General features: G+C 72.8%; 17 protein-coding genes. 5 read left to right on the plus strand and 12 right to left on the minus strand.

What is annotated here, in order from left to right; translation table 11 throughout:
- Positions 1-181: 181 nt before the first annotated feature.
- The gene (locus ACZ597_RS00985) at positions 182-1,384 is read left to right on the plus strand and encodes a PucR family transcriptional regulator (protein ID WP_471323254.1); all 1,203 of its coding nucleotides are present in this window, start codon (positions 182-184) and stop codon (positions 1,382-1,384) included.
- A gap of 36 nt (positions 1,385-1,420) precedes the next feature.
- Here the strand turns inward: ACZ597_RS00985 and ACZ597_RS00990 are convergent, their stop codons facing one another.
- Entirely contained in the window at positions 1,421-2,029 is a 609-nt protein-coding gene (locus tag ACZ597_RS00990) for a TetR/AcrR family transcriptional regulator (RefSeq protein WP_471323257.1), read from the minus strand.
- A gap of 103 nt (positions 2,030-2,132) precedes the next feature.
- On the opposite strand from ACZ597_RS00990, the gene ACZ597_RS00995 reads away from it, so the two are divergent.
- Entirely contained in the window at positions 2,133-3,674 is a 1,542-nt protein-coding gene (locus ACZ597_RS00995; RefSeq protein ID WP_471323259.1) for an MFS transporter, read from the plus strand.
- Positions 3,675-3,753: 79 nt separating this feature from the next.
- On the opposite strand, the gene serA is transcribed toward ACZ597_RS00995, so the two are convergent.
- The 6 genes from serA to ACZ597_RS01025 all read right to left on the minus strand — a co-directional run bounded on the left by serA (position 3,754) and on the right by ACZ597_RS01025 (position 13,580).
- Positions 3,754-5,343: a phosphoglycerate dehydrogenase gene (gene serA / locus ACZ597_RS01000; protein WP_471323262.1), complete on the minus strand. Its 1,590-nt coding sequence runs from the start codon at positions 5,341-5,343 to the stop codon at positions 3,754-3,756.
- A gap of 294 nt (positions 5,344-5,637) precedes the next feature.
- Positions 5,638-6,639 carry a ketol-acid reductoisomerase gene (ilvC, locus tag ACZ597_RS01005; RefSeq protein WP_471323265.1) on the minus strand — a complete coding sequence of 334 codons (1,002 nt, stop codon included), beginning with the start codon at positions 6,637-6,639 and terminating at the stop codon, positions 5,638-5,640.
- 140 nt (positions 6,640-6,779) lie between these two features.
- Positions 6,780-7,304 (minus strand): acetolactate synthase small subunit, encoded by a 525-nt coding sequence (ilvN, locus tag ACZ597_RS01010; protein ID WP_007266740.1) that lies wholly within the window; start codon positions 7,302-7,304, stop codon positions 6,780-6,782.
- A gap of 32 nt (positions 7,305-7,336) precedes the next feature.
- On the minus strand, positions 7,337-9,220 hold the full coding sequence (locus ACZ597_RS01015; protein ID WP_471323269.1) for an acetolactate synthase large subunit: 1,884 nt from the start codon (positions 9,218-9,220) through the stop codon (positions 7,337-7,339).
- 228 nt (positions 9,221-9,448) lie between these two features.
- The gene (locus ACZ597_RS01020) at positions 9,449-12,325 is read right to left on the minus strand and encodes a putative bifunctional diguanylate cyclase/phosphodiesterase (RefSeq protein ID WP_471323272.1); all 2,877 of its coding nucleotides are present in this window, start codon (positions 12,323-12,325) and stop codon (positions 9,449-9,451) included.
- Between the two features lie 307 nt (positions 12,326-12,632).
- Positions 12,633-13,580, minus strand: a complete 948-nt coding sequence (locus ACZ597_RS01025; RefSeq protein ID WP_471323275.1) for a 2-hydroxyacid dehydrogenase — start codon at positions 13,578-13,580, stop codon at positions 12,633-12,635.
- Between the two features lie 84 nt (positions 13,581-13,664).
- Between ACZ597_RS01025 and ACZ597_RS01030 the strand changes: the two genes are divergently transcribed.
- The 3 genes from ACZ597_RS01030 to ACZ597_RS01040 all read left to right on the plus strand — a co-directional run bounded on the left by ACZ597_RS01030 (position 13,665) and on the right by ACZ597_RS01040 (position 16,315).
- On the plus strand, positions 13,665-14,672 hold the full coding sequence (locus ACZ597_RS01030) for an aldo/keto reductase (RefSeq protein ID WP_471323278.1): 1,008 nt from the start codon (positions 13,665-13,667) through the stop codon (positions 14,670-14,672).
- A 147-nt stretch (positions 14,673-14,819) separates the two neighbouring features.
- Positions 14,820-16,070: a PQQ-dependent sugar dehydrogenase gene (locus ACZ597_RS01035; protein WP_471323281.1), complete on the plus strand. Its 1,251-nt coding sequence runs from the start codon at positions 14,820-14,822 to the stop codon at positions 16,068-16,070.
- Between the two features lie 41 nt (positions 16,071-16,111).
- On the plus strand, positions 16,112-16,315 hold the full coding sequence (locus tag ACZ597_RS01040) for a DUF6191 domain-containing protein (RefSeq protein WP_471323284.1): 204 nt from the start codon (positions 16,112-16,114) through the stop codon (positions 16,313-16,315).
- On the opposite strand, the gene ACZ597_RS01045 is transcribed toward ACZ597_RS01040, so the two are convergent.
- From ACZ597_RS01045 to ACZ597_RS01065, 5 genes are all read right to left on the minus strand, one after another.
- On the minus strand, positions 16,312-19,383 hold the full coding sequence (locus ACZ597_RS01045; RefSeq protein ID WP_471323287.1) for an ATP-binding protein: 3,072 nt from the start codon (positions 19,381-19,383) through the stop codon (positions 16,312-16,314). The two genes, ACZ597_RS01040 and ACZ597_RS01045, sit on opposite strands and share 4 nt — an antisense overlap.
- An 80-nt stretch (positions 19,384-19,463) precedes the next feature.
- Positions 19,464-19,628, minus strand: coding sequence for a hypothetical protein (locus ACZ597_RS01050; protein ID WP_471323290.1), 165 nt, complete (start codon positions 19,626-19,628; stop codon positions 19,464-19,466).
- A 189-nt stretch (positions 19,629-19,817) separates the two neighbouring features.
- Complete coding sequence (locus ACZ597_RS01055) at positions 19,818-20,396, minus strand: hypothetical protein (RefSeq protein ID WP_471323292.1); 579 nt, start codon at positions 20,394-20,396, stop codon at positions 19,818-19,820.
- A 91-nt stretch (positions 20,397-20,487) separates the two neighbouring features.
- Positions 20,488-21,042 (minus strand): GNAT family N-acetyltransferase, encoded by a 555-nt coding sequence (locus ACZ597_RS01060; protein ID WP_471323295.1) that lies wholly within the window; start codon positions 21,040-21,042, stop codon positions 20,488-20,490.
- 27 nt (positions 21,043-21,069) lie between these two features.
- Complete coding sequence (locus ACZ597_RS01065) at positions 21,070-23,304, minus strand: MMPL family transporter (protein ID WP_471323298.1); 2,235 nt, start codon at positions 23,302-23,304, stop codon at positions 21,070-21,072.
- Positions 23,305-23,414 lie beyond the last annotated feature (110 nt).

The raw sequence follows: 23,414 nt of genomic DNA on the forward strand, positions 1-23,414 counted from the left end.
GGCAGAAGCGGACGAACGGACGCCGCAGGGGTGGGCCGCGACCGTAAGGAAAACGCAAGTAGAACCACCGTGAAACCTAAGGATCTCCACGATCCTCTGCCATCGACAGCTGTCACGCATCCGTGGCCCGGATCTCATACATCTGTCTGAAGGGCCCGTCGCGGGGTGGGAGAATGTCCGCGTGAAGGGCGATTACCAGGACCTGGTGGACGAGATCTCGGCGCTGCTCGGTGCCCCGGCGACGCTGGAGAACCGGGACTTCCGGCTCATCGCCTTCGGTGCGCACGACAGCGAGGACGACCTCGTGATGGACCCGGTGCGCACCCGCTCGATCCTGACCCGACAGTCGACCGCGGCCGTCCGGTCCTGGTTCGAGGGCTTCGGGATCGCCCGCGCCACGGGCCCCGTGCGGATCCCGGCGGCCCCCGACGCGGGGGTCTTCCGGGGGCGGATCTGCCTGCCGGTGCGGTACCGGGGCATCGTGCAGGGCTACGTCTGGCTCCTCGACCAGGACCCGGGCCCCGGGCCGGCCGCCCTGGAGGCCGCCATGGACGTGGCCCAGCGGATCGGGGTGCTGCTCGCCGAGGAGGCCAAGGCGGGCGCCGACCTCTCGCGGGAGTTCCTGGCGGTGCTCACCGCCGGCCGGGGCTGGCAGCAGGACATGGCGGTGGCCGCGCTGCGGGTGGCGCTGGGGCCGGGGGCCGAGGGGCCGCACGCCGCCGTGTGCGTGGCCCCGTGGTCCGGGGAGGCTCCGGGGTCGGTGCCGGGGGCGGCTGCGGTGTGCGTGGTCCCGGCGGGCCCCGAGGACCGGGACGGTCCGGGCCCGGGGACGGGGATGCTGGCGGTGCTGGTGCGGCTGCGGTCGGGGGACGCGCTGGGGCCGGCCCTGGCGGCGGTCGGGCGGCTGCTGCCCCGCGCGGCGGCGCCGGGGTCCCCCGGCGCGCGGGGCCCCGCCGGCGGGGACGGCTCCGTCACCGCGGGGCTCTCCGACCCGGTGCGGGCGCTCGCCGACCTGCCCGGGGCGTGGGCCCAGGCCACCGCCGCCGCCCGGGCGGCGGCGGCGCAGCCGGGGCTGGGTCCGGTGGCGCAGTGGGCGGGGATCGGGCCGTACCGGATGCTGGCCGCCCTGGGCGCCGGCCCGGCGGACGACCCGGCGACGCGGGCCCTGCTGGGCCCGGCCCACCGGGAACTGGCCCGCACGGCCGAGGTGTTCCTCGACTGCGCGGGGCAGGCGGGCCGCGCGGCGGCCGAACTGGGCATCCACCGCCAGACCCTGTACTACCGGCTGGGCCGGGTGGAGCAGCTGACGGGGCTCGACCTGGACGTCGGCGAGGACCGGCTGCTGCTGCACATGGCCCTCAAGGCCGCGCGCCTGCGGGCCTGAGGCCCGGCGGGCCGGCGGGCCGGCCGGGCCGAGGGGCTACTCCCCCGTCGGCGCGGCGGAGCCGCCGTGGAGCGACACCGTCAGGGCCTCCGCGATCCGGCGCAGGCCCTCCGTGAACTCCTCGGCGGAGGAGGCGGTTGCGGGGTCGAGGAGCCACTGGATCATCAGCCCGTTGAGCAGCGCCTGGACGACGGAGCCGAGGGTGCGCTCGTCGCGTTCGGTGAGCTCCTCCTCCGGGGTGCCGGTGAAGAGCGAGATCAGGCCCCGGCGGCCCTCGGCCTGGGAGGCGGCGAGCATCCCGCGCAGCTGCGGCAGCCGGTCACCGCTCAGCGCGACCTCCATGCTGGCCGCCCAGACGGGCGCCGATGCGTCGTGCTGCGCGAGCACGCCGTCCCACATGGCGCGCAGGCGCTCCGGGGAGCCGTCCGCACCCGGCAGGCCGCCGTGGAAGGCGGACTCGCCCCACTCCTGCATCAGGGCGATGAACGCCTGGGTGAGCAGGGCGTCCTTGGAGCCGTAGTGGTAGCCGATGGACGCCAGGTTCGTACCGGAGGCGCCGACGATGTCGCGCGCCGTGGTGCGTACGAACCCCTTCTCGACCAGGCACTTCTTGGCGCCTTCGAGCAGATCCTCTTTGTGTCCCATGGCCGCCACCGTAGCAAGACGGCCGTCCTAGACGAAGGTCCCACACGAACTTTCCATACGATCGTCATAGACAAGCGTTTCACACGCTTGTACATTCCTGCTGATGACGAACCCCGCCGCCACGGCACCCCTCGCCGGCCGCCGCGAATGGACCGCCTTCACCGTCCTGCTGCTGCCCCTGCTCCTGGTCTCGATGGACGTCTCCGTCCTCTACTTCGCGGTCCCGGCCATCACCCGGGAGCTCGACCCGACCGCCGCCCAGCAGCTCTGGATCTTCGACAGCTACGCCTTCGCCCTCTCCGGGCTGCTGATCACGATGGGCTCGCTCGGCGACCGGATCGGCCGCCGCAGGCTGCTGCTGATCGGCGCCGGCGCCTTCGGCCTCGCCTCCGTCGCCGCCGCCTTCGCCACCAGCGCCGAAATGCTCATCGCGGCCCGGGTCCTGCTCGGCGTCGGGGGCGCCACCCTGATGCCCTCCACGCTGGCCCTGGTCCGCAACCTCTTCCAGGACGCCGGACAGCGCGGCAAGGCCATCGGGATCTGGTCCGGCGCCATGACCGGAGGGGTCGCCCTCGGGTCGGTGCTCAGCGGCGTGATGCTGAAGCACTTCCACTGGGGCTCGGTCTTCCTCGTCAACGTGCCCGCGATGCTGCTCCTGCTGGCCCTGGTCCCGGTCCTGGTACCGGAGTTCAAGGACCCGGCCCCCGGCCGCTTCGACCTGCTGAGCGTGCCGCTGTCCATGGCCGCCGTGCTGCCCGTGGTCTACGCGCTGAAGGAGATCGCCGCCGAGGGCTTCGAGCCGCTGTACGCCGCCTGCCTGCTGGTCGGCCTGGCCTTCGGGTACGCCTTCGTCCGCCGCCAGCGGGGCCGCGAGGACGCGATGGTGGGCCGGGCGCTGTTCAGGGACCGCCGCTTCGGGGCGGGCATCGGCCTGAACTCCGTCGCCGCCTTCGCGATGATGGGCTCCGCCTACTTCACCACCCAGTACCTGCAGTCCGTGCTCGGCAAGGACACCCTGGAGGCCGCCCTGTGGAGCCTGGCGCCCTCGCTGCTCATCGGCGCCGCCGCGCCGGTCGCGGCCGCCCTGGCGCAGCGCACGGACCGGTCCCGGGTCATCGCCGGGTCCTTCGCCGTCGCCGCCGCCGGGTTCGGGCTGGTCTCCCTCGTGGGCACCGACTCCCTGTGGCTGCTGCTGGCCGGCGCCGGGGTGCTGGCCTCCGGCGTCGTCAGCGTGATGTCCCTGGTCTCCGACATGGCCCTCGCCACGGCACCGGCCGAGAAGGCCGGTTCGGCCGCCTCGTTGCTGGAGACGGGCCAGGAGTTCGGAGGGGCCCTCGGGATGGCGCTGCTGGGCAGCCTCGGCACCGCCGTCTACCGCGCCGACCTGGCGGGCGAGCCGTCCGCCGTACGGGAGACCCTGGGCGGCGCCGTCGCCGCAGCCGGGCAGGCCGGGGACGCGGCCGGCGGGCAGCTGCTGGCCCTGGCCCGGGACGCCTTCGTGCACGGGATGCAGTACGCGGCCTGGGGCGGTGCGGTACTGCTCCTCGCGGCGGCGGGGCTCGCGCTGGCCCTGACCCGGGGCGGGGCGATCGGGGCTCCCGCCGGGGCGGAGCCGGCCCCGGCCGAACCGGCACCGGCGCGCTGAGCCGCGTACGGCGTGTGGACGGGGTCACGCGAAAGGGCCCGGGGTCACGACCCCGGGCCCTTTCACATGCGCGCGTCGGTCAGACGAGGTTGACCGTACGGGCCGAAGCGGCGCCGATCTCCGCCGAGATGGCCGTGAGGACGTCCACCGGGACCTCCGCGTCGACGGTGAGGACGACGAGCGCCTCGCCGCCCTCCTCGGCACGGGCGACCTGCATGCCCGCGATGTTCAGGCCGGCCTCGCCGAGCAGCTGGCCGACCTTGCCGACCACGCCCGGGCGGTCGGTGTAGCGCAGCACGATCATGTGGTCGGCCAGGGCCAGGTCCACGTCGTAGTCGCCCACGCCCACGATCTTCTGGAGGTGCTTCGGGCCCGCGAGGGTGCCGGAGACCGACACCTCCTGACCGTCCGACAGGGTGCCGCGGACGGTCACCACGTTGCGGTGGTCCGGGGACTCCGAGCTGGTGGTCAGCCGGACCTCGACGCCGCGCTCCTGCGCGAACAGCGGGGCGTTGACGTAGGAGACCGTCTCGTCGACGACGTCCTCGAAGACTCCCTTGAGGGCGGAGAGCTCCAGCACCTTGACGTCGTGCTGGGTGATCTCGCCGCAGACCTCCACGTCGAGGCGGACCGCGACCTCGCCCGCGAGGGCGGTGAAGATGCGGCCGAGCTTCTCGGCGAGCGGCAGGCCCGGACGCACGTCCTCGGCGATGACGCCGCCCTGGACGTTGACCGCGTCCGGCACGAGCTCGCCGGCGAGCGCGAGGCGCACCGACTTGGCGACCGCGATGCCGGCCTTCTCCTGGGCCTCGTCCGTGGACGCGCCGAGGTGCGGGGTGCAGACGACCTGGTCGAGCTCGAACAGCGGGGAGTCCGTGCAGGGCTCCTTCGCGTACACGTCCAGGCCGGCGCCGGCGACGCGGCCCTCCTTGATGGCCGAGTACAGCGCGGCCTCGTCCACGATCCCGCCGCGCGCGGCGTTGACGATGCGGACGGACGGCTTGACCTTGTGCAGGGCCTCGTCCCCGATGAGACCGAGGGTCTCGGGGGTCTTGGGGAGGTGCACGGTGATGAAGTCGGCGACCTCCAGCAGCTCGTCCAGCGTCAGCATCTTGACGCCCATCTGGGCGGCGCGCGCGGGCTGCACGTAGGGGTCGTACGCGACGATCTTCATGCCGAAGGCCGACATGCGCTGGGCGACCAGGACGCCGATGCGGCCGAGGCCGACGACGCCGAGGGTCTTCTCGCTGAGCTCGACGCCCGTGTACTTGTTCCGCTTCCACTCGCCGTTCTTCAGGGCGGTGTTGGCCTGCGGAATGTTGCGGGCGGTGGCCACGAGCAGGCCGCAGGCGAGCTCGGCGGCGGTGACGATGTTGGAGGTCGGGGCGTTCACGACCATCACGCCGGCCTTGGTGGCGGCGGAGACGTCGACGTTGTCGAGGCCGACACCGGCGCGGGCGACGACCTTCAGCTTCTTGGCGGCGGCGATCGCCTCGGCGTCCACCTTGGTGGCGGAGCGGACGAGGATCGCGTCGACGTCCGCGATCGCGGGGATCAGCTCGCCGCGGTCGGCGCCGTTGACGTGCCGGATCTCGAAGTCCGGACCGAGCGCGTCCACCGTGGCGGGCGACAGCTCTTCGGCGATGAGTACGACAGGTTTCGAGCTCACGTGGGTCCTCACAAGTCCAGTGCGGACGGCCGTCCCGACGGCCGCAGGCGGTGGAGGGGGTAGCCGCGTGGAAGACGCACGACACTGTGGGCCTGACGCGTTGTGTTGAGCAGTGTAGTGGCGGATCGGGTGCGGATTTCCGCCTGTACGGAAGGATCACCCGTCCGGGATTGGCCGGGGTGGACAATCCGTCCTGTCCGAGGGCTGCGTTCCGGTGTTCTCCGGCCGGGGCCGGAGGGGAGCGGGTATGCGGCGGGGCCGGGACGCACCGTCCCGGCCCCGCCGTTCACGAGATCAGCTCTCGTCGCTGTCGACCCAGCTCATCAGCTTGCGCAGCTTCTTGCCGGTGGTCTCCAGCAGGTGCTCGGAGTCGGCCTTCTTGTACTCGTTGTACTTCGGCAGGCCGGCCTTGTACTCGGCCATCCACTCCTCGGCGAACTTGCCGCTCTGGATCTCCTCCAGGACCTTCTTCATCTCGGCCTTGGTGGCGTCGGTGATGACGCGCGGGCCGGTGATGTAGTCGCCCCACTCGGCGGTCTCGGAGACCGACCAGCGCATCTTCTCCAGGCCGCCCTCGTACATGAGGTCGACGATGAGCTTCAGCTCGTGCAGGCACTCGAAGTAGGCGATCTCCGGCTGGTAGCCGGCCTCGGTCAGGGTCTCGAAGCCGGCCTTGACCAGGGCGGAGGCGCCACCGCAGAGGACGGCCTGCTCACCGAACAGGTCGGTCTCGGTCTCCTCGGTGAAGGTGGTCTTGATGACGCCGGCGCGGGTGCCGCCGATGCCGGCCGCGTACGACAGGGCCAGGGCGAAGGCGCTGCCCGAGAAGTCCTGCTCGACGGCGGCGATGCACGGAACGCCGCGGCCCTCCTCGTACTGACGGCGGACGAGGTGGCCGGGGCCCTTCGGGGCGACCAGGGCGACGTCCACGTTGGCCGGGGGCTTGATGAAGCCGTAGCGGACGTTGAAGCCGTGGCCGAAGAAGAGCGCGTCGCCCTCCTGCAGGTGGTCCTTGATGGACGCCTCGTAGATCTCGGCCTGGAGCGGGTCCGGGGTCAGGATCATGATGACGTTCGCCCACGCCGCGGCCTCGGCGACCGGGAGGACCTTCAGGCCCTGCTCCTCGGCCTTGGCCTTGGAGCTGGAGCCCTCCTTGAGGCCGACGACGACGTCGACGCCGGAGTCACGGAGCGACAGCGCGTGGGCGTGGCCCTGGCTGCCGTAACCGATGACCGCGACCTTGCGGCCCTGGATGATGGACAGGTCGGCGTCGTTCTCGTAGAACAGCTCGGCCACTGGGATATCTCCTTGGTGCGCTGGTGTTGCTCCCACCGTACGGCGGGGAACGGAATAAGAGTTTCTCGGTCTCGCTATGCGGGCCGGCGTGTCAGTCGCCACGTCTTGGATCCGGCGCGGCTGAACAGGACGCCGCGGGCTCAGGCGCTGCGTTCGAGCGAGCGCAGGCTGCGGTCCGTGATGGACCGGCCGCCACGCCCTATGGCGATGGTGCCGGACTGCACGAGTTCCTTGATGCCGAAGGGCTCCAGCATCTTGAGCATGGCGCCGAGCTTGTCGGCGCCGCCGGTGGCCTCGATGGTGACGGCCTCCGGGGAGACGTCGACGGTCTTGGCGCGGAACAGCTGGACGATCTCGACGATCTGCGAGCGGGTCTCGTTGTCGGCGCGGACCTTCACCAGGACGAGTTCGCGCTCGATGGCGTTCGACGGCTCCAGCTCGACGATCTTGAGCACGTTGACCAGCTTGTTGAGCTGCTTGGTCACCTGCTCCAGCGGGAGGTCCTCGACGTTCACCACGATGGTGATGCGGGAGATGTCGGGGTGCTCGGTGACGCCGACCGCGAGGGAGTCGATGTTGAACCCGCGGCGGGAGAACAGCGCGGCGATCCGGGCGAGGATGCCGGGCGTGTTCTCGACCAGGACGGAGAGCGTGTGCTTGGACATGTGAGTCGTTCTCTCTCTCAGGCTCTCTCGGCTCAGTCGTCTTCGTTGTCGCCGAAGTCGGGGCGGACGCCCCGGGCTGCCATGACCTCGTCGTTGGAGGTGCCGGCGGCGACCATCGGCCACACCATGGCGTCCTCGTGGACGATGAAGTCGATCACGACCGTGCGGTCGTTGATCGCGTTGGCCTCGGCGATGACCTTGTCCAGGTCCGCCGGGTCCTCGCAGCGCAGCGCGACGCAGCCCATGGCCTCGGACAGCTTGACGAAGTCCGGGACGCGGGTGCCCTGTCGGGGCGCCGCGGACTCGCCGAGCTGGGAGCCGACGTCGTGGCCGGTCTCGTCCGCGTGCAGCACGGTGTTGGAGTAGCGCTGGTTGTAGAACAGGGTCTGCCACTGGCGGACCATGCCGAGGGCGCCGTTGTTGATGATGGCGACCTTGATCGGGATGTTGTTCAGCGCGCAGGTGGCCAGTTCCTGATTGGTCATCTGGAAGCAGCCGTCGCCGTCGATCGCCCAGACCGCGCGGTCCGGCATGCCGACCTTGGCGCCCATCGCGGCGGGGACCGCGTAGCCCATGGTCCCGGCGCCGCCGGAGTTCAGCCAGGTGCGCGGCTCCTCGTACTTGACGAAGTGCGAGGCCCACATCTGGTGCTGGCCGACACCGGCGGTGAAGATCGTGCCCTGCGGGGCGAGCGCGCCGATCCGCTCGATGACCTGCTGCGGGGAGAGCGAGCCGTCCTCGGGCAGGTCGTAGCCCAGCGGGTAGGTCTCGCGCCAGCGGTTGAGGTCCTTCCACCAGGCGGTGTAGTCGCCGGCGTTGCCCTCGGTGTGCTCGGCCTGGACGGCCTGGATCAGGTCGGCGATGACCTCGCGGGCGTCGCCCACGATCGGGACGTCGACCTCGCGGTTCTTGCCGATCTCGGCCGGGTCGATGTCCGCGTGGATGACCTTGGCGAAGGGGGCGAAGCTGTCCAGCTTGCCGGTGACGCGGTCGTCGAAGCGGGTGCCGAGGGCGATCAGCAGGTCCGACTTCTGGAGCGCGGTGACGCCGGTGACGGAGCCGTGCATGCCGGGCATGCCGACGTGCAGCGGGTGGCTGTCGGGGAAGGAGCCGAGGGCCATCAGGGTGGTGGCGACCGGGACGCCGGTCAGCTCGGCGAGGACCTTCAGCTCGGCCGTGGCGCCGGACTTCATGACGCCGCCGCCGACGTACAGGACCGGGCGCTTGGCCTGGCAGATGAGCTTGGCGGCCTCGCGGATCTGCTTGGCGTGCGGCTTGGTGACCGGGCGGTAGCCGGGCAGGTCCATGGCCGGCGGCCAGGAGAAGGTGGTCTTCGCCTGGAGGGCGTCCTTGGCGATGTCGACCAGGACCGGGCCGGGGCGGCCGCTGGCGGCGATGTGGAAGGCCTCGGCGATGGTCTTCGCGATGTCCCCGGCCTTGGTCACCAGGAAGTTGTGCTTGGTGATCGGCATCGTGATGCCGACGATGTCCGCCTCCTGGAAGGCGTCGGTGCCGATCGCCTTGGAGGAGACCTGGCCGGTGATCGCGACGAGCGGGACGGAGTCCATGTGCGCGTCGGCGATCGGGGTCACCAGGTTGGTGGCGCCCGGGCCGGAAGTGGCCATGCACACGCCGACCTTGCCGGTCGCCTGGGCGTAGCCGGTGGCGGCGTGGCCGGCCCCCTGCTCGTGGCGGACCAGGATGTGACGGACCTTCTTGCTGTCCATCATCGGGTCGTACGCCGGGAGGATGCAGCCGCCCGGGATACCGAAGACGGTGTCGCACCCCACCTCTTCGAGAGAGCGGATGAGGGACTGCGCGCCCGTGACGTGCTCAACTGCGGTGGGCTGGTGCCCACCCGTACGGGGCCGCGGCTGCGGATGGTGGGCCCCGGAGGCCTGCTCGGTCATCGGCATTCTCTTCTCGAAGCTGAGGGTTTTACGAGGAGCGGGGGGTGATCCGGATCTGGGCCGGATGCGTGTGCCAGTGCAACAAAAAACCCCTCGTGCCGGGTGGCAAGCGAGGGGAGCGCGTCGGTGGTGTCGAGCGGGGACATGCAGGCCCCAGCTTCAGCCGACGCGCTTTCCAAGTACGAGAATTCGGGTGCGCATGGCATTGACCCTCCCTCCGGCGGGAGGTGGATGTCAAGCGGGTGGGACGGGCGTCTCATTATTTGAGCCTCTATGGATGACCATCGAGCCACCGGACGAGCCGCCGGCCAAGGCGGGCTGGGCCGTACCGCCCGGTACTGGGAACGTACCTCTCGCGAGCGCGCGCCGCAGCCTGTATTCGTCGAGTGGTCCGGAGAAGGCCGCGCCCTGGCCGTGGGTGCAGCCCATGGCCCGCAGCGCCAGCACCTGCTCGGGGAGGTCCACCCCTTCGGCCACGGACTGCATGCCGAGGTCGTTTGCGATCCGCAACAATCCGGCCGTGATCTTGTGCAGCCTGGCCGATTCGACCACCCCTTCGACCAGGCCCCGGTCCAGCTTGAGGAGGTCCACCGGGAGCCTGCGGAGGGCGCTGATGGCCGCGTAGCCGCTGCCGAAGCCGTCCAGGGCGATCCGTACGCCGAGCCGGTGCAGGGCCGTCAGGCGGCGCTCCAGCTCGTCGAAGGGCACCCTGGGGTCGGAGGCGGCCAGTTCGAGCACCAGGGAGCCGGAGGGCAGCCCGTGGCGGGTCAGCAGCGCCTCCACGCTGCCGCCGGGAACGGAGCGGTCCAGCATCCGCTGGGCGGTCATCCGGACGGCCACTGGTACGTCGTGCCCGGCCCGGTGCCGCTCGGCGGCCTGCTCGACGGCCTCCTCCAGGAGCCAACGGCCCAGTTCCGCGGTGCGCGAGCCGTCCGGTCCGGCCCCCGTCCCGCCCTCGCTGTGTTCGGCCACCCGGAGGAACTCGGCCGGGGTGAAGAGGATCCCCTGGGCGGAGCGCCAGCGGGCCTGGGCGGCGACGGCGGAGACCTCGCCGGTGGCCAGGGAGACCACGGGCTGGTGCAGCAGGGCGAACTCGCCCTCGTGCAGCGCGGTGCGCAGCCGCCCGGCCAGCTCGGCCTTGCGCACGACCTCGGCCTGCATCTGGGGCGCGTACAGCTCGACCCGGTCCTTGCCTCCCGCCTTGGCCCGGTACATCGCGAGATCCGCGTTGCGCATCAGGTCCGAAGGGGTGATGCCGGGGTCGGCGAAGGCGACCCCGATGCTGGCGGCCACCCGGACCTCGCTCCCCGCGATGCGGTAGGGCTGGGAGAGGGTGGCGCGCAGCCGGTCGGCGATGTCGTGGACCTGGTACTCGCGGGCGCTGCGGTCGCGGCTGCCGTCGCCGAGGATCAGCGCGGCGAACTCGTCGCCGCCGAGCCGGGCGGCGGTGTCCCCGGCCCGGACGGCGTCCTGGAGGCGGCGGGCGGCCTCGACGAGGAGCTCGTCGCCGGCCTGGTGGCCGATGGTGTCGTTGACGGCCTTGAAGCCGTCGAGGTCGATGAAGAGCACGGCGGTGCTGTGGTCGCCGGCCCGGCGGCCGGTGAGGGCCTGCCGGACGCGGCGGGTGAACAGGGCCCGGTTGGGCAGGTCGGTGAGCGGGTCGTGCTCGGCGCTGTGCTGGAGCTGCGCCTGGAGGCGGACCCGCTCGGTGACGTCGCGGCTGTTGAGGATGAGGCCGCCCTGGTGGCGGTTGACGGTGGACTCCACGTTCAGCCACTCGCCGCCGCCCGACTTGAACCGGCACTCGATGCGGGTGGTGGGCTCCTCGGCGGGCGGGGCGGCCAGGAAGCGGCGTACCTCGTGGACCACCCGGCCGAGGTCGTCGGGGTGGATCAGGGCGGCGAGCTCGGTGCCGACCAGTTCCTCCGCCTCGCGGCCGTAGACCCCGGCGGCGGCGGGGCTGACGTAGCGCAGGGTCCCGGTGGGCGCGGCGATCATGATGACGTCGCTGGAGCCCTGCACCAGGGAGCGGAAGTGGTTCTCCTTCTGGGCCAGTTCCTGGGTGAGCGCGATGTTGTCGAGGAGCATGATGCCCTGCCGGATGACGAGGGCGAGGACGACGGTGCAGCCGGTGAAGACCACCATCCGGTCCACCTTCCGGCCGTCCACGACGTTGTAGAGGATGCCGAGGGTGCAGACGGCGGCCGCGAGGTACGGGGTGAGCGCGGGCAGCGAGCCGGTGATGGGGCGGCTGTGCGGGCGGTCCGGGCGCGGGGGCGCGGGGCGCGGCACGGGCTCGGGCCGGCGGGCGCCCCAGGGGGCGTAGGCGAGCAGCAGCGAGCCCGCGAACCAGCCGGCGTCGAGGATCTCCCCCGAGCTGTAGGTGGTGTTGAGCAGCGGCGAGGTGAACAGTGCGTCGCTCAGGACGGTCAGGGCGAGGGCCGCGATCGCCGTGTTGACCGCCGAGCGGTTGTTCGCCGAGCGCCGGAAGTGCAGCACCAGGACCATCGAGACGAGGGCGATGTCGAGCAGCGGGTACGCGAGCGAGAGCGCGGCGCGCGGCACGCTGCCGGGGGCGCCCGACTGGGCGGTGCGGGCGGCGTTGGCGAGGGCCAGGCTCCAGGACAGGGTCAGCAGCGAGCCGCCGATGAGCCAGGAGTCGAGGCCGAGGCAGACCCATCCGGCCCGGGTGACCGGGCGTTTGGCGAGGACGAGCAGGCCCACGATGGCGGGCGGTGCGAAGCAGAGGAAGGCGAAGTCGGCGAGCGAGGGCTCGGGGACCTGCCGGCCGAGGACCACCTCGTACCAGCCCCAGACGGCGTTCCCCAGGCAGCCCATGAGCGAGGAGAAGGCGAACATCAGCCAGGCGGGGCGTTCGCGCCGGTCGATCGCGCGTGCGTAGTGGTAGCAGGAGACGGCGGCCAGTAATCCGGCGGCGCTGAGTCCGAAGTCGCCCATGATCTTGGCGAGTTCGTCCGACCCCCAGCCGAGGGCGGCCCCGACGGCGTAGCCGCCGCTGACCAGTGCGAGGAGGAGTTGCGCCGCGAGGCCCCGGCCCCCTCCGCCGGTGACCGGCGGCCGGGTCAGCAGCGCCGCCCCCGGGGCGCTCACCGGTGCCCCTCGCCGGCCGCTTCCGGTGCAGCCCAGTCTCGGCGGCGTCGCCTCCGGCGGCCCTGCCGCATCGGATCCTTCGTCCATTGGCCGTGCATCGCCCGTCGCCCCCCAAAGTGTCCGATCACTCCCCAGCGCCATACGTACGTGGCGCAGCCCCTTGTTCCGGACGATACACCACTTTCGTCACTCAGCGACATAGCTCCTCTACGCTCCGTCACCAAGAGGGGGGTCCTGGCCACCGGTCGCGTACGCTTCGTCGCCCAGCGTAGCCACGCGCCGTTCCGAAGTGTGGGACGCGCCCGCGTCAGTCCTTGATCAGGACGGTGTTGTGGACCTCCTCCCCGGCGGCGAACCGGGCGAGCTGGCGGGCCACGAGCCGCTTGGCCCTGGGTTCGAACGCCGAACTGCTGCCGCCCACGTGAGGGGTGATCAGGAGGTTCGGGGCGCGCCAGAGGGGGTGGCCCGCGGGGAGCGGTTCCGGGTCCGTGACGTCGAGCGCGGCCCGCAGCCGGCCGGAGTCCAGCTCCGCCAGCAGGGCCGCGGAGTCGACGACCGGCCCGCGCGAGACGTTCACGAGGAGGGCGCCGTCCTTCATCCGCCCGAGGAAGGCGGCGTCGACGAGTCCCCGGGTGTCCTCGGTCAGGGGGGTGGTGAGGACGACCACGTCCGCGCCGGGGAGGAGGCCGGGGAGGTCGGCGAGGGCGTGGACCGGCCCGTGCGGGGCGGTGCGGGCCGAGCGCGCGACGCGCGTGATCCGCCCGCACTCGAAGGGGGCGAGCCGGTCCTCGACGGCCGCGCCGATCGCCCCGTAGCCGACGATCAGGACGGACCTGTCCGCGAGGGCGTCGTAGAAGCCGCCGCGCCACTCCTCGCGGTCCTGTCCGCGCACCATGCCGGGGATGCCGCGCAGGGAGGCGAGGACGAGGGTGAGGGCGAGCTCGGCGGTGCTGGCCTCGTGGACGCCGCGGGCGTTGCACAGCCGGACGCCCGGGCGGAGGTCGCCGAGGCCGGGCAGGACGTGGTCGATGCCGGCGGTGAGGGTCTGCACCACCCGCAGGGCGGCCATCCGCGGGAGCGGACGCAGGGTCACCGCCTGGGACTTCATGTACGGGGTGACGTAGAAGACGCAGTCGGCCGGGTCGGCCGGAAAGGTGTCCTCGCCGTCCCACTGGCGGTAGCGGAAGCAGTCGGGGAGGCCGTCGATCTCTCCGGGCGGGAAGGGGAGCCAGACGTCCCCGGTCGTTGCAGTCATGATCACGAGGCTATGCGAAGGGAACTGGATCAAGCCGTTACTTTGAGGGCCGGACCGGGACCGGGCCGGAAGGGGGACGCAGGGGTGGAGCGCAGGTCGATCGGGTCGGGACCGCTGACGGTAGGAGCCATAGGGCTCGGCTGCATGCCGATGAGCTGGGCCTACGCGCCTTCGCTCCGGAGGGGCGAGGAGTCGCTGCGCACCCTGCACACGGCACTGGACCTCGGGGCGAACCTGCTGGACACGGCCGACCTGTACGGGCCCTACACCAACGAGCTGGTGCTGGGCCGGGTGCTGCGGGAGCGGCGGCCCGAGGCCTTCGTGTCCGCCAAGGTGGGGCTGCGGGCGGGCGAGGGGCACGTGGTGGCCGACGGGCGGCCGGGGTACGTGCGGCGGGCGTGCGACGCCTCGCTGCGGCGGCTGCGGACCGACGTCATAGACCTGTACCAGCTGCACCGGGTGGATCCGGAGGTGCCGGTGGAGGAGACCTGGGGCGCCATGGCGGAGCTGGTGCAGGCGGGGAAGGTGCGGGCGCTGGGGTTCTGCGCGCTGGGCGCGGGGGCCGGACCGGGCGCGGGCCGGCGAGGGGACCGGGGGTACCGCACGACGCTGCGGCACCTGGAGCGGGTCCAGCAGGTGTTCCCGGTGACGGCGGTGCAGGCGGAGCTGTCGGTGTGGTCGCCGGAGGCGGCGTGGCAGCTGCTGCCGTGGTGTGCGGCGCGGGGGGTGGGGATGCTGGCGGCGATGCCGCTGGGCAGCGGGTTCCTGACCGGGACGCTGACTCCGGGGCAGGGCTTCGAGGAGGCTGACGTACGGGCGCGGCACCCGCGGTTCACGGCGCACGCGATGGCCTCCAACCAGGTGCTGGTGGCGGGGCTGCGGCGGATGGCCCGGCGGCACGGGCCCGAGGTCACGGCGGCGCAGGTGGCGCTGGCCTGGGTGCTGGCGCAGGGGCCGCACGTGGTGCCGGTACCGGGGGCGGAGCGGGCGCGGTGGGCGGCGGAGAACGCCCGGGCAGCGGAGGTGCGGCTCACGGGCGCGGAGCTGGCCGAGATAGCGGCGCTGCCGGCGGCGGTGGGAGCCTGGGACTAGGTCCGGTTCGCCTTCCGGTGGGGCAGGTCCACTCGATCGGGTGTACGAGGGGTGGAACTTCGGGACCGGCCGGGTCTGTTGAGAGTGGTGAAGGGCAGGACTGGAGGACACCGGACAGGGGACGGACGACCGGAGGGGAGCGGGACGATGCGGTACGGGCAGTTCCACAGGGGCGGGGCGGTGCGGGGCTTCGGGGAGGCGCCGGGGTACGGGGGCACGGGCGCGCGGCGCCGGGGCGTGCTGGCGGCGCTCGCGCTGGCCGGGTGCGGCGCCCTGCTGGCGGCGGGCTGTTCCCCGCCGGAGGGCGAGCGGGCCGGGCCGGGCGGTTCCCCGCCGGGCTCGCCGCCGGCGGGAGCGGCGTCCTCGGGGGCGTCCGGGGCGCCGGAGGGCTCGGGGCCGCCCGCGAAGGGTTCGGTGACGGTGTCGGGCGAGGCGGCCAAGGGCCTGGAGTCCCCCTGGGGCGTGGCTCCGCTTCCCGGCGGGGACCTCCTGGTCGCCTCCCGGGACAAGGGCACCATCAGCCGGGTGCGGACGGACACGGGCGCGGTGACGCAGATCGGCAAGGTCCCCGGGGTGGCCCCGGGCGGGGAGGGCGGGCTGCTGGGGCTCGCGCTGTCCCCGGACTTCGCCTCGGACCGGATGGTCTACGCGTACTTCACGACCGAGTCCGACAACCGCATCGCCCGGATGCGGTATGACGAGCAGAGACCGGCCGGGCAGCAACTGGGGGCGCCCGACACGGTGTTGCGGGGGATTCCCAAGGGGCTCATCCACAACGGCGGCCGGATCGCCTTCGGTCCGGACCGGATGCTCTACGCCGGCACGGGCGAGACCGGGAACACGGGGCTGGCGCAGGACAGGAAATCGCTGGGCGGGAAGGTCCTGCGGATGACCCCTGACGGGAAGCCGGTGCACGGGAATCCGGAGGCCGGCTCGATCGTCTACTCCTACGGGCACCGCAATGTGCAGGGCCTCGCCTGGGACAAGGACAAGCGCCTCTGGGCGTCCGAGTTCGGCCAGCGCACCTGGGACGAGCTGAACCTCATCGAGCCCGGGGGGAACTACGGCTGGCCGGAGGCGGAGGGGAAGGCCGGCAAGGCGGGATTCCGTGATCCGGTGGCGGTGTGGAAGACGGACGAGGCCTCGCCGAGCGGAATCGCCTGGGCGGAGGGCTCGATCTGGATGGCCGGACTGAAGGGCGAGCGGCTGTGGCGGATCCCGCTGAAGGGCACCGCTGCGGCGGCGGAGCCGGAGGCCTTCCTCCAGGGGAAGTACGGCCGGCTGCGCACGGTGGTGCCCCTGGGCGGGGACGGATTGCTGCTGGTCACGAGCGAGACGGACGGACGCGGGTCGCCGGAGTCGGGCGACGACAGGATCCTGAGACTGACGGTGCGGTGACCTGAGCGGCCCCGGAGGGGGCGGAAGGCAGGGTGGGCGCGGTGTTCAACATGATCGAGGAGCTGTTCAACCCGGGACGCAAGCACGCGCACGAGGAGAAGAAGCGGCTGGAGCTGTCCCGGACCGACGTCGGTGACGGCGATCCGGGACGGGGCCCCATAGACCTCGACTCCGGCAAGGTGCTCATACGCCCGGCCGAGGCCGCCGAGCACGGCGCGGCCGACCCGGGCGAGGACACGCTCTAGGAGCGTCCTCCCGGGCCCGGGGGCGTGTGGGACGCCGGGGCGAGGGGGGTGGTGAAGAGGCGCAGCCGGTGGGCGAGGGCCGCGGCCTCCCCCCGGCCGGCGACTCCGAGCTTGGCCAGGATGTTCGAGACGTGCACGCTGGCCGTCTTCGGGGAGATGAAGAGCTCCTCCGCTATCCGGCGGTTGGTGCTGCCCGTCGCGACGAGGCGCAGGACGTCCCGTTCGCGGCTGGTGAGCCCCAGGGCCTCGATGGGGTCGGTGTCCGGTACCGGGGCGGCCGGGTGGGCCTCCTCGGCGGTCAGCGGGAGCCGGGCGCGCTGCGCGAGCAGCGCCAGGTCCTCCCGGAGCCGTCGGGCGCCGAGCCGGTCGGCGGCGGCGTGGGCGTCCCGTAGCAGGTCGGCGGCCGTCTCGCGGTCCCCGCCCGAGAGGAGCAGCGCCTCGGCGAGCCGGTGGCGGGCGCGGGCGAGCAGGTACGGGCGCTGGAGCGGGCGTACGGCGGCCTCGACCGCGGTCCAGTCAGCGACGGTGTCCCGGGCCTCGGCGCGGAGCAGTTCGGCCCGCAGGTACTCGGCGTGCGCGGCCCATACGGGGACCGGGGTCGCCAGGGTCCGGGCGGCGGTGCGCAGCACCTCCAGGGCGGCGTCACGGCCGGCGTCGGCCACGGGCAGGCCCCGGGCGTCCGCCTCGGCGGAGGCGGAGGCAAGCAGCAGCGGCCAGGCGTAGCGGTGCTGGCCGAGGGGGAAGCCGTGGGCCACGGCGTCGGCGGTCTCGGCGCGGACGTCGGCTATCCGGCCCTCTCCGTCGGCCAGTCCGATGGCCAGCCGGTAGAGCGGGAGCCGGCGCTGCGGCTGGCGGTCGTGGGTGCCGAAGTGGGCGTGGGCGGCGGCGAGCTGCTGGGCGGCCTCGGTGAGTTCGCCGCGGGCCAGGGCCAGGTAGGCCAGGCGGGCGGAGGCGGCGCCGCGCGGGGCGGCGCTCTGGCCCACGCGCAGGGTGCGGCGGGCGGCCTCGGTGGCCTCCTCCCAGCGGCCGAGGCTGTAGAGGCTCTCCGCCATGTTCCCGCAGACCCAGGCCTCGGTGTCCAGGAGCCGGGACCTGCTGACGAGTTCGACCCCTTGTTCTGCCAGTTCCACGGCTTCGCGGGACCGGCCCATGGCTTCGAGTTGAGAGGTGATGTTGACGTGAGCGCGACCCGCGACCACGGTGAGGCCGAGTTCGGCGGCCCGGTCCTTGACCGCGTGCAGTTCGTCGAGGCCGGTGGTGTCGTCGCCCGAGTCGGTGAGCAGGCAGCCGTAGGTGATCCGGGCGTTGAGCTCGGTCTCCTCGGCACCGATCATGCGGGCGTACTCCACGGCCCGTTCGGCGGCGGCGAGGTTTCCGGGGCCGGGGTTGTGGAGCATGCCCCAGCCCGCGGCCCGGACGAGGACGTCGGCGTGCACCTGGGACGGGGGCAGCCCCTTGACCAGTTCCTGGGCGGTGGCGATCTCGTGCCAGCCGTCGCCCCGGCCGAGGTTGGCGACGAGGCGGGAGCGCTCGGTCCAGAACCAGGCGGCGCGCAGCGGGTCGTCGCCGTCCTCGTCGAGGGTGCGCAGGGCCAGCTTGGTGAGTTTCAGGGCGCGTTCGCGATCGCCGCCGAAGCGGGCGGCGACGGTGGCCTCGGCGAGCAGGTCGAGGCGCTGGAGCGGGGTGGTGGCCGGGTCGCAGCCGCAGGGCGGGTAGACCTCGGTGTAGTCCGCGGGGCGCAGGTCGGCGCGGACCTCGTCGGGGACGCTGTCCCACAGGTCCATGGCCCGTTCCAGCAGGCTGAGCTGCTCGGCGTAGGCGTGCCGCCGGCGGGCGGTGACGGAGGCGGCGAGGACCGCGGGCAGGGCCTTGGCGGGGTCGTTGGCCGCGTACCAGTAGTTGGCCAGCCGGATGACCCGCTCCTCGGCGCGGACCAGCGTTTCGTCCTCTTCCATGGCCTCGGCGTAGCGGCGGTTGACGCGGGCGCGCTCGCCGGGCAGCAGGTCGTCGCTGACCGCCTCGCGGACCAGCGAGTGGCGGAAGCGGTAGCCGTCGCCGTCGCTGGTGGCGAGGAGGATGTTGGCGCCGACTGCGGCCCTCAGGGCCTCTATGAGTTCGTCCTCGCCGAGCCGGACCACGGCGCGCAGCAGGGCGTACTCGACGGTGGAGCCGCCCTCGGCGACGATGCGCACCACGCGCTGGGCGGCGTCGGGCAGTACCTCGACGCGGACGAGCAGGAGGTCGCGCAGGGATTCGGTGAGCCCGGTGCGGCAGCCGCTCTCCTGGGAGGCGACGAGTTCCTCGACGAAGAAGGCGTTGCCGTCGGAGCGGTCGAAGACGGAGTCGACGAAGCTCTCCTCGGGCCGCGAGGCGAGGATCCCGGCGAGCTGGCGGCGTACCTCGGCCCGGTTGAAGCGGGACAGTTCGATGCGCTGGACGGTGCGGAGCCGGTCGAGTTCGGCGAGCAGCGGGCGCAGCGGGTGGCGGCGGTGGATGTCGTCGGCGCGGTAGGTCGCGACGAGGACGAGCCGGCCCCGGGCGAGGGTGCGGAAGAGGTAGGCGAGCAGGTGCCGGGTGGAGGTGTCCGCCCAGTGCAGGTCCTCCAGGACGAGCACGACGGTGCGGCCGGCCGCGAGCCGTTCCAGCATCCTGGCGGTCAGTTCGAAGAGGCGGGCGGTGCTCTCCTCGTCGTGGGGGCCGCGGGGGGTCTCGCCGAGTTCGGGGAGGATGCGGGCGAGTTCGTCCTCCTGGCCGGCGGCGGCCGCGGCCAGTTCGTCGGGGAGCAGGCGGAGGAGGGTGCGCAGGGCAGTGGAGAAGGGGGCGAAGGGAAGTCCCTCCGCCCCTATCTCCACACAGCCTCCGACCGCCACCACGGCGCCGCGGCGGGCGGCCTCCGTGAGGAACTCCTCGGTCAGGCGGGTCTTGCCGACTCCGGCCTCTCCTCCGATGAGCAGGGCCTGCGGCTCTTCGCCGGCGGCGCGCGCCAGGGCGTCCACGAGTGCGGCCAGTTCGTCGGCTCGGCCGACGAACACCGGGCTGACAGATCTGGTCTCCACGCCGCCGAGCATCGCACACGGGTACGGCCCTGCGGCAGTCGTTATCGGTGCGCTCGTCATATCGGGTCGGTCCACGTGGTCCGCGGCGCGGGTTACGCGGCGCGGGTGAACAGGCCCCGGTGGCGACTCACCGTCCTCTCGGATTCCTGGCTCCGAGAGGAGCGGGCGGCCTTCTTGGCCTCCCGGGCGATCCGGTACCGGTCGGCCTCGCGGATGAGGTCGGCGCGGCGGGCGGTGGCGATCTCGTACTCGAACATCTCGTTCTCCCTGGTTGCTTTTCTCGGGCACCTCGTTCGGTGTGATCCAAGATTCGCTTCCCAGAGGGGTGCGGCACATGGGGCTCATGCCGCATCTCCGCGGTCCCGGGGTCCTTAGGCCGGGGTCCGGGGACCCTGAGGCGGCCTCGGGCGGCCTAAGGCCCGGCGGGGAATCCCGTAAGGCGGTGCCTACTGGGCGGCCGTGGGGAGGGGGAAGAGCAGGTCGAAGTACATGAGTCCGAAGAGCAGGACCCCGAGGAGGCCGAGGGCCACGGCGGCCCAGGAGACGGAGCGGACCCAGGCGGGGTGGACCCGGCCGGGGGCGCCGAAGGCGGGGGCGGCGAGGACGAAGACGGCGATGAGGAGGGCGAGGGTGGAGAGGACACCGTTGACGAGGGCGGTCATGTGCCAGGCGTCGCCGTACAGGGCGGCGATCTTCTCCTTGGCGGTGGTCGCGCTGACCGATTCGATCTGGCCGATGAGGGTCTGGCGTTCGGCGGCGACGCGGGAGACCCAGCTGCCGCTGAGGGCGACGAGGCCGAGACCCGCGGCGACGACGGCGGATGCGGCGGCTCCGACGCCGGTGCTCCGTTCGGGGGCGTCCTCGTCGAGGCCGTCGGTGTCCTCGGTGTCCTCAGGGGTGGCGGCCCGCTCGCCGGCGGGGTCCGCGGCGGGCTCGGCGGCTGCCGTCCCGGGGGTGGCGGCCTCGTCGGGGGTGTCCGCGTCCGCGTCGGGGGCGGCCGGGACGGGGGTCTTCGTGGTGTCCATGCCGGGCACCGTAGGCGGCGTTTCTGAGAGGTTCCTGAGAGGGCGCCGGAAGCCCGGCCGGCCGTGGGCCGCGGGCCTCCGGCAGTGGTGGCTACGCCTTGCGGGCGGCGGCCCGTTCGGGGGCGAGGACGGCCCAGACCTCGGTGTCCTGGCGGACGCCGCGGTGGAGGTGGTTCTGCCGCATGACGCCCTCGCGGGTCAGTCCGAGGCGTTCGGCGGCGGCGATGCTCTTCTCGTTGCCGGCGGCCACGTGCCACTCCACGCGGTGCATGCCGCGCACGTCGAAGGCCCAGTCGATCAGGATCCGGCAGGCCTTGGTGACCAGGCCCCGCCCGGCCCCGGCGGGCTCCAGCCAGCAGCCGACCTCGCAGTTGCCGGCGGCGGCGTCGAAGGTCCGGAAGAGGACCCCGCCGACGAGGGTGCCCTGGACGCGGATGCCGTAGAGCCGGGCGCCGTCCTTGGCGGCCTCCTCCGCCTTGGAGCCGAGCAGGTGCCGCGCCGATTCGAGGTCGGTGACGCGGTCCGGGAGGCCGATGAACCGGCCGATGAACTCGCGGCCCCGGTCCATGTGCGCCAGGAACTCCTCGGCGTGCCACACCTCCAGCGGGAACAGCTGGGCGTCGTCGGCCAGGTCTATCGCGAACATCGGTGCTTCCTTACGGCTCGTGACCGGTCAGCGGGGCGTGCGGGCCGGTTCGGCGTGGTCGGCCTCCGGGCGCTGCGACGGAAGTGTCGCACGGGGAGTGGTGCGTTCCGGCGGCTCGATGCTGATGCGGGGCAGCCGGCGGTCGAGCCAGGCGGGGATCCACCAGTTCGCGCCGCCGAGCATGTGCATGAGCGCCGGGACGAGCAGGGTGCGCAGGACGAAGGCGTCGAGCGCGACGGCGGCGGCGAGAGCGATGCCGAACATCGCGATGAGCCGGTCGCCGCTGAGCACGAAGGCCAGGAAGACGGAGATCATGATGACGGCCGCCGAGTTGATCACCCGGCTGGTCTCGGCGAGGCCCACGCGGACGGCCCGCCTGTTGTCACCGGTTTCGAGCCACTCCTCGTACATCCGGCTGACCAGGAAGACCTGGTAGTCCATGGAGAGCCCGAAGAGCACCGACACCATGATCACCGGGAGGAAGGGCTCGATCGGCCCGGCGCTGCCCAGGCCCAGCAGTTCGCTCCCCCAGCCCCACTGGAAGATCACGACGACGACGCCGAAGGAGGAGGCGACGGCGGCGACGTTCATGGCGGCGGCCTTGAGCGGGATGCCGATGGACCGGAAGGCGAGCAGCAGCAGGGAGCAGCCGAGCGCGATGACCACCCCGACGAAGAGCGGCAGCTTGCCGACGATCACCTCGGCGAAGTCGTCGTAGCCGGCCGTCACCCCGCCGACGTGGGCGTCCATGGTGCTGCCGTGTCCGGCGCGCGGGATGACGTCCCGGCGCAGGGTGTCGACGAGTTCGCTCGTGGCCCTGGACTGCGGGGCGGATGCGGGGACGACGGTGAGGACGGCGGTGTCCCCGCTGCGGTTGAAGACGGCCGGGCCGGCGGAGGCGACGCCCTCGGTGCTGCGCAGCGCCTCTGTCAGCCGCTCGAAGGCGACGCGGTCCCCGGCCCCGTCGAGCCGGGCTACGACGCTGAGCGGGCCGTTCGTGCCGGGCCCGAAGCCTTCGGCCAGCAGGTCGTAGGCCTTGCGGGTGGTGGAGGCGGCGGGGTTGTTGCCCTGGTCGGAGGTGCCGAGGTGGAGCGAGAGGGTCGGCAGCGCGAGCACGGCCATCACCAGGGCGGCGACCAGTCCGAGCAGTTTGGGGTGGCGCTCCACGAAGGCCGACCAGCGGGCGGCGAAGCCGGTGGGCGGCTGGGGCCGGGGGCCCTCGGCGGCGAGCCTGCGCCGTTCGCGGCGCGAGAGGGCCCGCATGCCGATGTACGAGAGGAGGGCGGGCAGCAGGGTGACGGAGGCCGCCACGGTGAGTATCACGGTGAGGGACGCGGCTATCGCGACCCCGTTGAGGAAGTTCAGCCGCAGCACCAGCATGCCGAGCAGGGCTATGCAGACGGTGGCCCCGGCGAACACGACGGCCCGGCCGGTGGTGGCGACGGCGCTCGCGGCGGCTTCCTCGACGGTGAGGCCGCGCGCGAGGCCCTTGCGGTGCCGGGTGACGATGAACAGGGCGTAGTCGATGCCGACGCCGAGGCCGACGAGGGTGCCCAGCATCGGGGCGAAGTCGGCGACGGGCATGGTGTGGCCGAGGAGGGTGATGCCGAAGTAGGCGCTGCCGACGCTGACGAGGGCGGTCGCGATGGGCAGCAGGCTCGCGGCGAGGGAGCCGAAGGCGAGGAAGAGGACCACGGCGGCGATGCCGACGCCGATGACCTCGGCGAGGTGGGCGCTGGGCGCCTCGGTCAGGCCGATGGCGCGGCCGCCGAGTTCGACCTGGAGGCCGTCGGCCTGGGTGGTGGCGTTCCTCGCGGTGTCGACGACGGCCTTGGCCTGGGCCTTGGGTACGGAGTCGGCCTGGCGGTCGAAGGTGACCACCGCGTAGGCGGTGCGGCCGTCGGGGCTGATCTGGGCGGCGCCGGCGGGGCCCGGTGCGTAGGGGCTCGCGACGGATGCCACTCCGGGCAGTGCCGACACGGCGTCCAGGGCCCGGGTCATGCGCTGTTCTATCTCCGGAGTGCGTGCCGTCCGGTGGTCCGGGGCCCGCCACACGATGGTGTCGGTGTCGCCGCCCTGGCCGTGGAAGCCGTCCCGCAGCAGGGCGTGGGCCTTGGCGGACTCCGTGCCGGGGACCTCGTAGTCGTTGGAGAACGCGTTGCCGGCCGCTCCGGCCGCCGCGGCGGTCCCGCCGAGGGCGAGCAGCCAGATCAGGACGGTGACCAGTCGGTGCCGCAGGCACCACCGTGCGATTGCTGCCAACGGACGTGCTCCCTGGTGGTTCGGATCTTCACCGGGAGGTAGCCCGACGCAAAGAACTCATGAACTCGTGAACTTGTGAAGGTTCGGCCGCGAGGTCCACCGCGGCCAGG

Source organism: Streptomyces sp. NPDC040718 (assembly GCF_055593565.1).

Excerpts from the sequence above, each read along its gene's own strand:
- ACZ597_RS01060 (WP_471323295.1), bottom strand. The coding sequence starts at position 21,042 with ATGTTCGCGATAGACCTGGCCGACGACGCCCAGCTGTTCCCGCTGGAG.
- ACZ597_RS00990 (WP_471323257.1), bottom strand. The coding sequence starts at position 2,029 with ATGGGACACAAAGAGGATCTGCTCGAAGGCGCCAAGAAGTGCCTGGTC.
- ACZ597_RS01035 (WP_471323281.1), top strand. The coding sequence starts at position 14,820 with ATGCGGTACGGGCAGTTCCACAGGGGCGGGGCGGTGCGGGGCTTCGGG.
- ACZ597_RS01015 (WP_471323269.1), bottom strand. The coding sequence starts at position 9,220 with ATGCCGATGACCGAGCAGGCCTCCGGGGCCCACCATCCGCAGCCGCGG.
- ACZ597_RS01045 (WP_471323287.1), bottom strand. The coding sequence starts at position 19,383 with ATGCTCGGCGGCGTGGAGACCAGATCTGTCAGCCCGGTGTTCGTCGGC.
- ACZ597_RS01025 (WP_471323275.1), bottom strand. The coding sequence starts at position 13,580 with ATGACTGCAACGACCGGGGACGTCTGGCTCCCCTTCCCGCCCGGAGAG.
- ACZ597_RS01055 (WP_471323292.1), bottom strand. The coding sequence starts at position 20,396 with ATGGACACCACGAAGACCCCCGTCCCGGCCGCCCCCGACGCGGACGCG.
- ilvN (WP_007266740.1), bottom strand. The coding sequence starts at position 7,304 with ATGTCCAAGCACACGCTCTCCGTCCTGGTCGAGAACACGCCCGGCATC.
- ACZ597_RS01050 (WP_471323290.1), bottom strand. The coding sequence starts at position 19,628 with ATGTTCGAGTACGAGATCGCCACCGCCCGCCGCGCCGACCTCATCCGC.
- ACZ597_RS00995 (WP_471323259.1), top strand. The coding sequence starts at position 2,133 with ATGACGAACCCCGCCGCCACGGCACCCCTCGCCGGCCGCCGCGAATGG.